Here is a 7,090-nt window from a genome sequence, read left to right on the forward strand (position 1 = left end):
GTCCAAAACCTCAGATGCATTTGAAATAATCGAAGGGCTCAAGGCAGTCGGTGCAGCGATAGGCCGCCTTGCAGGGGGTCGATCCGAACTGGCTGACCTTTTCGGTCCTGGTCGATCCGCAGCGCGGGCATTCGACCGCCAAGTTGCTCTGCCCGCTCAAGCGGCTGATCCGGCCCGCCAGCACGCCATCGGCAGCGGTGCCGTCGACGGGGGGGGCGATGCCGTAAGCCTTGAGCGCCTCGCGGGCTTGCGGCCTGATCCAGTCGGTGGTCCAGGGCGGCGTGAGCTGGCGCTCCAGCCGCATCTGTCCGATCCCTTCGTCGCGCAGTTTCTTCTCGATCTCGAAATTGATCACGCTGGTGGCCGGGCAACCCGAATAGGTGGGCGTCACGGTCACCACCAACGTGTCATCGTCCCACGCAACATCGCGGATGATGCCCAGATCGGTGAGCGAGATCACCGGGATCTCCGGGTCAGGGATCTCGCCCAGCCAGTCCCAGACCTGTTCCAGCGCCGGTCTCACCACGTGGCGTCCGGATAGGCGCGCTGCAGCCACTGCATATGCGTCAGCAGATGACCCATATGCTCGCTGTGACGGCCCTGCTTGCCGCCCTGATGCGCGAAATCGCTCTCGGGCCGGGTCAGCGTGGCCTCGGCAAAGACCGCGTTCACGGTCTCGTCGAAGGTCGCGCGCAGGCTTTCGGGCGCGGGCATGAGCCCGGCCTCGGCCAGCCGTGTGTCGACCGCATCGGCGATGAAGGCCTCGCCCGCATAGCCCCACAGCGCCTCCAGCGCCGCCTGCATCCGCGCGTGGCTTTCCTCGGTGCCGTCGCCCAGCCGGATCACCAGATCGGCGGAGCGCTCGATATGATAGGCCACTTCCTTGCCCGCCTTGCGCGCGATGGCGGCGATGCGGTCGTCCGACGAGCCTTCCAGCGCCTTCAGCATCGGCGCATGCCAGGCGTCGAACAGGAATTGCCGCATCAGCGTCTGGCCGAAATCGCCGTTCGGGCGTTCCACCAGCAGAAGGTTGCGAAAGTCCCATCCGTCGCGGCGAAAGGCCAGCGCGTCGGCATCGCGCCCGCGCCCCTCGACCTCGCCCGCCAGACCCAGCCAGAGCTGCGTCTGCCCGATCAGGTCCAGCGCCATGTTGGCCAGCGCGATATCCTCTTCCAGCACCGGCGCATGACCGCACCATTCCGACACGCGATGCCCCAGAATCAGGCAATTATCGCCCAGTCTTGTAAGACCCGTGAACAGGTCGTGCCCGGGCGAGCCCACTTCCAGCGGCGCGCGCCCCTCACCCTTCTGCGCGGCCGCAAGCGCGGCGGCATCGGGCGTCATGACGTCAGACAACGAGGGGGCCATCACATATGCCCCACTTCGTCGGGAATGTCGTAAAAGGTGGGGTGACGATAGACCTTGTCATTCGCCGGCTCGAACAGAGGCCCCTTCTCGGACGGCGCCGAGGCGGTGATCTGCGCCGAGGGCACGACCCAGATCGAGACACCCTCGTTGCGCCGCGTGTAGACGTCGCGGGCATGGCGGATCGCCAGTTCGGCATCGGGCGCGTGCAGGCTGCCGACGTGACGGTGGTTGAGGCCGTGCTGACCCCGGATGAAGACTTCCCAAAGCGGCCATTCGCTGGACATGGCTAAAGCCCTTTCATTCTGCCTGAAATACTCTGCAGGGGGTGCGGGGGATGCAAAATCCCCCGCTTATTCGGCCGCCACCCGGCGGGTCGCCTGTTTGCGCGCATGCGCCATCAACCCGTCGCGGACCCATGCCCCGTCGCGCCAGGCGCGGGTGCGGGCTTCCATCCGGTCGGCATTGCACGGGCCGTTGCCCTTGAGGACCTCGTAGAACTCGTTCCAGTCCGGCTCGGAGAAATCGTAGCCGCCCTTGTCCTCGTTCCATTTCAGGTTCTCGTCGGGGATCGTCAGGCCCAGGAACTCGGCCTGCGGCACCGTCTGGTCGACGAATTTCTGGCGCAGCTCGTCATTGGTGTTGATCTTGATCTTCCACGCCATCGACTGGGTCGAGTGCACCGAATCCTTGTCCGACGGGCCGAACATCATCAGCGACGGATACCAGAAGCGGTTCAGCGCATCCTGCGCCATCGCCTTCTGCTCGGGCGTGCCTTCGGCCATCTTGCGGATCAGGTCGTAGCCCTGCCGCTGGTGGAAGCTCTCTTCCTTGCAGATCCGCACCATGGCCCGGGCATAGGGACCGAACGAGGTCCGCTGCAGCGGCACCTGGTTCATGATCGCGGCACCATCGACCAGCCAGCCCACCGCGCCGATATCGGCCCAGGTCAGCGTCGGGTAGTTGAAGATCGACGAATACTTCATCTTCCCAGACAGAAGCTGCTCGGTCAGCTCGTCGCGCGAGATGCCCAGCGTTTCCGCCGCGCAGTACAGATACAGGCCATGGCCCGCCTCGTCCTGGACCTTGGCCAGCAGGATCGCCTTGCGCTCCAGCGTGGGGGCGCGGGTGATCCAGTTGCCCTCGGGCAGCTGGCCGACGATCTCGGAATGCGCGTGCTGGCCGATCTGGCGGATCAGCGTCTTGCGATAGCCCTCGGGCATCCAGTCCTTGGGCTCGATCCGCTCGCCCGCGTCGATGCGGGCCTGAAAGGCCGCGAGCTTTTCGGGATCTTCCTCGGTGGCTTCGGACTTCACCATTTGTGCATACATGGGTCTTTCCTTTGCTGTTGGCCCCTGATTCCGCTCCGGCCTTGGCCGGGGGACCGGATCAGACGCGTTCCATAACCAGCGCGATGCCCTGTCCGACACCGACGCACATCGTACACAGGGCATAGCGCCCGCCATTGCGTTGCAACTGCCACATCGCCGTACCGACAAGCCGCGCGCCCGACATGCCCAGCGGATGGCCCAGCGCGATCGCGCCGCCCTGAGGGTTAACGCGGGGATCCGCGTCTTCGATCCCCAGATCGCGCAGAACGGCCAGACCTTGGGCGGCGAAGGCTTCGTTCAGCTCGATGACGTCCATCTGATCGAGGCTCAGGCCGGTGCGCTCCATCAGCTTGCGCACGGCAGGGACCGGGCCCACGCCCATCACGCGGGGTTCGACCCCGGCGGCGGCCATGCCGACGATGCGCGCGCGCGGCGTCAGGCCATGGGCCTTCGCGGCGGCTTCCGAGGCGATGATCGTCGCCGCCGCCCCGTCATTGACGCCCGAGGCATTGCCCGCCGTCACCGTCAGATCGGCGCCGTTCACGCCGCGCAGCTTGGCCAGCTGGTCGGGCGTCACGTCCGGACGGGGATGTTCGTCGGTATCGACGACCCGGGGATCGCCCTTGCGTTGCGGGATCGTCACCGGCGCGATTTCATCGGCGAAAAGCCCTGCCGCCTGCGCCCTGGCCCAGGCCTGCTGCGAGCGCAGCGCGAAGGCGTCCTGATCCTCGCGGCTGATGCCCCAGTCGGCGGCGACATTGTCGGCGGTCTGCGGCATCGAATGGGTGCCGTAGGCTTTTTCCATCGCCTTGTTGACGAAGCGCCAGCCGATCGTGGTGTCATAGACCGCGTTGGCGCGGCTGAAGGCCGCATCGGCCTTGGGCATCACGAAGGGCGCGCGCGACATGCTTTCGACGCCGCCCGCCAGCATCATGTCGGCATCGCCCGCCCGGATCGCGCGGGCCGCCTGACCCACCGCGTCCATGCCCGAGCCGCAGAGCCGGTTGATCGTGGTGCCGGGAACCGAGACGGGCAGGCCCGCCAGAAGCACCGCCATGCGCGCCACGTTGCGATTGTCCTCGCCCGCCTGATTGGCGCAGCCATAGATCACGTCGTCGATGGCCGACCAGTCCATGCCGGGATGGCGGTCGATCAGCGCCTTGAGGGGGGCGGCGGCCAGATCGTCGGCGCGAACCGCCGACAGCGCGCCGCCATAGCGCCCGATCGGCGTGCGGACCGCATCGCAGATGAAAGCCTCGGACATCAGCTCCTCCCTAATCGCTGACCGTTCGGTCACTGTATAGGCGCTGACGTGTCACAAATCAATTCGTTTTTCCCGTTGGCTTGTGACATATCAGCCTGTGCGGCGCACCCCGCCGCCAAGTGTCTGACCCGCTTCGATCTTTGCGCCGGGCAGGGGGGCGGCCTGCGGCGGCAGTAAGCCCTGCGCGCCCTCGAAGCGCCGGCCGATATGCGAATCGGCGAGCGGCGAGAGCGCGGCATAGAGCCGGTGGAACAGGTCCCGCGCGGCATGGCCGGGCCAGTCGGCGGGAAGAGCCTCGGGTGGCAGGCGCGGGTCGCGCAACAGCGCGTGGCGCCAGGCGTGAACGAGCAGCAGCCGGGCCGCGAGCGCCTGCGCCCCGTCGCCGGGCGCGCAGGTTTCCAGCGGCGCGAAATGACCGATCAGCGCGCGATACGCGGCAGCATGAGGCGCCAGATCCCAGGCCTGCGCGGCGAAATCGGCGAGCAACGCCTCGGCGCCGGCGGGCACGGCGTCGAAACTCAGCAGTCCTTTCGGTGGCGTCCCGCGCGCGGGCCCGACCGCCAGTGTCGGCTTCAGCCGCGCATAGCCCTGCCGCTCGAGCTGAACCATCCGGGTTTCTGCCTCGCCCTCGGGCAGGTGCACGAAGCGCCACGACCAGGGTTCGGGCGGGCCGTAGATCAGGCGCGAGGCCTCGTCGAACTCGGCGCGCGCGGCGTCGCTCAGGCGGTAGAAGCTGCGCCGCCCGCGCCGCCAGCCTTCAAGCTGCCCGGCCGCGACCAGCCGCGAAACGGCGGTCCGCACCAGCGTTTCGGATATGCCCGCCATGGCGCAGGTCTCGATGATCGTGCCGATCCAGACCTCGCCGCCCCTTGGCACCACCGCGTCGCCGTAAAGCGTGACGATGAACCCCGCCGCGCGCAGGGGCAGTGCAGAGACGATGGTGTCGAGCTGGTCGGAAAAGGCGTCACGCATGCTTCATCCTGCCACGAAGCCTTGCATTAGGCGAGGGTGGCTAGAGCGCGTGGGCGGCCATCGTCCGATAGGCGGGCAAGGCCGCCTCGGCCAGCCGCGCGCCCCAATCATCGAGTTGCGGCAGCGGCCCCTCGGCGACCTCGAACCCGGTCGAGCGGTGGACGGCGTTGTACCAATGCGCAGCCCAGACCCCGTCATAGGCTTTCGGCCCGGCGGACCAGTGCAGCATCTGCGGGCGCCAGCCGATCCCGAGCGCGGCGCAGAGCGCGCGCAGCCTGCCCTCGGGATCGGCCCTGAGCGCGGTGGAATCCAAGACCGGCGGCGCCGTGCCCGTCTGCTGCGCCACGCGGTCGAACAGCTCGACCTGCCGCTGGAATCCCAGCTCGGCCAGGTCGGGGCGTTCGCGCTTTTGCAGATAGGACGCCACGACCCGCGCCGGGTGACGGATCAGGAACGCGTGGCGGCAGGCCGCCATCCAGTCGAGCGGCACGCCGTCCAGCATGTGTTGCGTCATGTGCTTCTGATACCAGAGCGGCTGATCGGTCTCGGCCTGCAGATCCCGTGCCACCTGTGCCGGATCCTGATGCTGACTGGCCATCACCTCGGCCCGCATCGGGTGCTCGAGCCCGGTCTTCGCCAGATAGGCGGCATAGAAGGGCTCGTCGCTGACCGTGCAATCGCCCCGCGCGGCGAAGGCATACATCATCGCCGTCGACAGGTTGCGCGGCCCTGACCACATCGCGATGCGGATCGTCATGCTGTTGCGTCTCCCGGATCGGAGCGGCTCAGGCCGGCCCCCGCTGCGCCAGCTTGCGAAAGGCGCCGGCCAGCGTGATGCCGTGATCGAACACGCCGTTGCGCAGGAATTCAAGCACCTCGGCCATGGCGAGCGGATTCATCATGATCAGCGTATGCGAGGCATTGACGGTGACATGGTCGCGCATCCCCTCGACCCTCGTGCTGGCGACCGAGACCGTGCCGTCCGAGCGCGCGCCGATCATCGCCGCGCCGATCGGGTTGATCGGCACATCGCCCGCGATCACTCCCAGCTCGAAATCGACGGGCGGCAGCTGGTTGGGCACCGAATCGGCGCCGGTTCCCAGCTGCACCGTGGCGGGGCCGTTGAGAAAAGTCGCCACCTCGTCGAGAAACTCGTTCGCGCGGATCGCATCGACCAGCTCGCTGCCATGATTGGGCGGCGCCAGCATCACCACGCGGCCCAGATTGGGCGGATGTCCCTGCGACAGCCAGGCGCGCACCAGGATGCCGCCCAGGGAATGGGTGACGAAATGCATCCGTTCCATCCCGCATTGGCGCGCCGAACGCCCGACATAGCTTACCAGCTCGGAAATCGGGGCATCGTCCGAGGGATAGGTCTCGTTGATCACCCGGTAGCCGTGGTAAGCCAGCACCTGCTGCAGGATCAGCATCGAGGCCTCGGACCGCGCAAGCCCGTGCAGCAGCACCACGCAATCGGCGCGGGCAGGTAGGGGCAGGGCCAGGAACAGGATCAGGAAAAGCTGTCGCATGGTCCGACTATAAGCCGCCCCGCGGGAATGCACGAGACCGCGCAGGGGCGAGACGCGAGGGGACGGGGACACGATGACGCGAGGAGCAAGACCGATCCGGCTGGCAGTGCGCGCCCTGATATTGCGCGCCGGGCGCCTGCTGATCGTGAACGCCTATCCGGGGGATCAGAGCGACCTGTGGTGCGCGCCGGGCGGCGGCGCCGAGCCGGGCGCCTCGCTGCCCGACAATCTTGTCCGCGAAGTGCACGAGGAGACCGGCATCGCCATCCGCGTCGGCACCCCGTGCCTGGTCAACGAATTCCACGACCCCGCGCGCGGTTTCCACCAGGTCGACATCTATTTCCGCGCACGCGTGGTCGCGGTTCCCAAGGGCCCGTGGATGGATAGCGAAGGTGTCGTGAACCGTCAGCGCTGGGTGAGCGAGCCCGAGCTGCGCGCGCTGCGCTTCAAGCCCGATACGCTGCCCGACATCGCGTTCGGTGAAGGCGGCATCGGCTACGACCCGCTGGAATTGCTGGTGCGCTGATACCCCGCGCGTCCTTTTTTTGCTGCTGCTCCCGAAGGCGGGGGATCCTCCCCCGGACCCCCTGGGATATTTGGGGAACAAAGATGGCGCGGCAGGCTTTCGT

General features: G+C 67.4%; 9 protein-coding genes. 1 reads left to right on the forward strand and 8 read right to left on the reverse strand.

Annotation, left to right across the window (positions count from 1 at the left end):
- Positions 1-10: 10 nt before the first annotated feature.
- The 8 genes from paaD to C4N9_RS14580 all read right to left on the reverse strand — a co-directional run bounded on the left by paaD (position 11) and on the right by C4N9_RS14580 (position 6,461).
- Complete coding sequence (gene paaD, locus C4N9_RS22300) at positions 11-526, reverse strand: 1,2-phenylacetyl-CoA epoxidase subunit PaaD (protein WP_109534054.1); 516 nt, start codon at positions 524-526, stop codon at positions 11-13.
- Entirely contained in the window at positions 520-1,239 is a 720-nt protein-coding gene (gene paaC / locus C4N9_RS22305; RefSeq protein WP_425440804.1) for a 1,2-phenylacetyl-CoA epoxidase subunit PaaC, read from the reverse strand. The genes paaD and paaC overlap by 7 nt, the downstream gene beginning before the upstream one ends.
- 128 nt (positions 1,240-1,367) lie before the next feature.
- Positions 1,368-1,652, reverse strand: a complete 285-nt coding sequence (paaB, locus tag C4N9_RS14555; RefSeq protein WP_109534056.1) for a 1,2-phenylacetyl-CoA epoxidase subunit PaaB — start codon at positions 1,650-1,652, stop codon at positions 1,368-1,370.
- Positions 1,653-1,718: 66 nt separating this feature from the next.
- Positions 1,719-2,696, reverse strand: a complete 978-nt coding sequence (paaA, locus tag C4N9_RS14560) for a 1,2-phenylacetyl-CoA epoxidase subunit PaaA (protein WP_109534057.1) — start codon at positions 2,694-2,696, stop codon at positions 1,719-1,721.
- Between the two features lie 58 nt (positions 2,697-2,754).
- Positions 2,755-3,960: a 3-oxoadipyl-CoA thiolase gene (gene pcaF, locus C4N9_RS14565; RefSeq protein WP_109534058.1), complete on the reverse strand. Its 1,206-nt coding sequence runs from the start codon at positions 3,958-3,960 to the stop codon at positions 2,755-2,757.
- Between the two features lie 90 nt (positions 3,961-4,050).
- A complete protein-coding gene (locus C4N9_RS14570; RefSeq protein WP_109534059.1) occupies positions 4,051-4,932 on the reverse strand; it encodes a PaaX family transcriptional regulator C-terminal domain-containing protein in 882 nt (293 codons plus the stop codon).
- Positions 4,933-4,972: 40 nt separating this feature from the next.
- Positions 4,973-5,683, reverse strand: a complete 711-nt coding sequence (locus C4N9_RS14575) for a sulfotransferase-like domain-containing protein (protein ID WP_109534090.1) — start codon at positions 5,681-5,683, stop codon at positions 4,973-4,975.
- A 34-nt stretch (positions 5,684-5,717) separates the two neighbouring features.
- Positions 5,718-6,461 (reverse strand): lipase family protein, encoded by a 744-nt coding sequence (locus C4N9_RS14580; RefSeq protein WP_109534060.1) that lies wholly within the window; start codon positions 6,459-6,461, stop codon positions 5,718-5,720.
- A 73-nt stretch (positions 6,462-6,534) separates the two neighbouring features.
- Here C4N9_RS14580 and C4N9_RS14585 point away from each other — a divergent pair, with 73 nt between their 5' ends.
- Positions 6,535-6,987 carry an NUDIX domain-containing protein gene (locus tag C4N9_RS14585; RefSeq protein ID WP_109534061.1) on the forward strand — a complete coding sequence of 151 codons (453 nt, stop codon included), beginning with the start codon at positions 6,535-6,537 and terminating at the stop codon, positions 6,985-6,987.
- The last annotated feature ends 103 nt before the right edge of the window (positions 6,988-7,090 follow it).

Origin of the sequence: Pararhodobacter marinus (genome assembly GCF_003122215.1) — a bacterium.
GTDB lineage: Bacteria > Pseudomonadota > Alphaproteobacteria > Rhodobacterales > Rhodobacteraceae > Pararhodobacter > Pararhodobacter marinus.